Here is a 1,952-nt window from a genome sequence, read left to right on the forward strand (position 1 = left end):
CCGTAGTTAACGGCGTCGGTATCGTCGGTACCGGCAGCTACGTTGGTCACTTTGTTGCCGGCGTTGTTCAAACCGTCTTTGGTCAGTTTGACGTCACCTGCTTTAACGCCGTCTTGGGTCAATGCGACATCGTCGCCTACTTTCACACCGTCGTTGTTAACGGTGGTGTCGCCGGCTTTGACGCTGTCTACAACCAGGTCTTTGTTCAGTTTGACAGTCACTTTATCGTCTTGGGCTTCGGTGGTGATGTTGTCGTCGCCGGCAACGGTCACGGTGGAGCCGAGTTTTTCGACATTGGTGCTGCCGCTGTCGCCGTTGAAGGTCAGGCCTTTGTTGTCAACGGTGGTTTTGGCATCCACACCTTTTTGGATGTCGTCTTTGGTGCTATCAGCCAAGTCGATGCTATAGTCGGTCACGTTGTTCGCGTCTTCTGCTGAAGCAGTGACGGTCACTTTGTCAGAACCTGCGCTGGCAGTTGTGCCTTTGGCGTTGACGGTGTAGATGTCTTGGCCGTTGGCGCCGGTCGTTTTCACCACGTCTTTGATGTTGGTACCGGCTGCAACTTCGGTACGGGCGGCGGCGCTTTGCTGTTTCAGCTGGCTGTAGTTGACGGCGTCGGTGTCATCGGTACCGGCGGCTACGTTGGTAATCTTGTTGCCGGCGGCATTGATGCCTGACTTGGTCACACTCGGGCCACCGGTAATGGTGAGGCCGTCTGAATTCAGTTTGCTGTCGCCTGCAGTGACGCTGTCGACGGTGATGTCTTTGGCCAGTTTGAAGTCAATCTGGTTGTCGGACACGGTGGTGACGATGTTTTTGTCACTGCTGCGGTAGGCAACGGTTTCGCCCAGTTGGACGTTGTCGTCGTTACCGTTGTCGGCGGCAATGTTCAGACCTTTGGCCACATTGGCGTTGGTTTCTTTCAGCTGACCGTAGTTAACGGCGTCGGTATCGTCGGTACCGGCGGCTACGTTGGTCACTTTGTTGCCGGCGTTGTTCAAACCGTCTTTGGTCAGTTTGACGTCACCTGCTTTAACGCCGTCTTGGGTCAATGCAACATCATCGCCTACTTTTACACCGTCGTTGTTAACGGTGGTGTCGCCGGCTTTGACGCTGTCTACAACCAGGTCTTTGTTCAGCTTAACGGTCACTTTATCGTCTTGGGCTTCGGTGGTGATGTTGTCGTCGCCGGCAACGGTCACGGTGGAGCCGAGTTTTTCGATATTGGTGCTGCCGCTGTCGCCGTTGAAGGTCAGGCCTTTGTTGTCAACGGTGGTTTTGGCATCCACACCTTTTTGGATGTCGTCTTTGGTGCTATCAGCCAAGTCGATGCTATAGTCGGTCACGTTGTTCGCGTCTTCTGCTGAAGCAGTGACGGTCACTTTGTCAGAACCTGCGCTGGCAGTTGTGCCTTTGGCGTTGACGGTGTAGATGTCTTGGCCGTTGGCGCCGGTCGTTTTCACCACGTCTTTGATGTTGGTACCGGCTGCAACCTCGGTACGGGCGGCGGCGCTTTGCTGTTTCAGCTGGCTGTAGTTGACGGCGTCGGTGTCATCGGTACCCGGGGCAACATTGGTGATCTTGTTGCCGGCGGCATTGATGCCTGACTTGGTCACACTCGGGCCACCGGTAATGGTGAGGCCGTCTGAATTCAGTTTGCTGTCGCCTGCAGTCACGCTGTCAACGGTGATGTCTTTGGCCAGTTTAAAGTCAATCTGGTTGTCGGACACGGTGGTGACGATGTTTTTGTCGCTGCTGCGGTAGGCAACGGTTTCGCCCAGTTGGACGTTGTCGTCGTTACCGTTGTCGGCAGCAATGTTCAGACCTTTGGCCACATTGGCGTTGGTTTCTTTCAGCTGACCGTAGTTAACGGCGTCGGTATCGTCGGTACCGGCAGCTACGTTGGTCACTTTGTTGCCGGCGTTGTTCAAACCGTCTTTGGTCAGTTTGAC

At 54.9% G+C, this 1,952-nt stretch carries 1 pseudogene; it reads right to left on the bottom strand.

What is annotated here, in order from left to right:
- Positions 1-1,952 (bottom strand): annotated as a pseudogene (locus DBY95_RS10530) (hypothetical protein); the annotation flags it as partial.

It is taken from the genome of Neisseria subflava (genome assembly GCF_003044935.1).
Classification (GTDB): Bacteria; Pseudomonadota; Gammaproteobacteria; order Burkholderiales; family Neisseriaceae; genus Neisseria; species Neisseria subflava_E.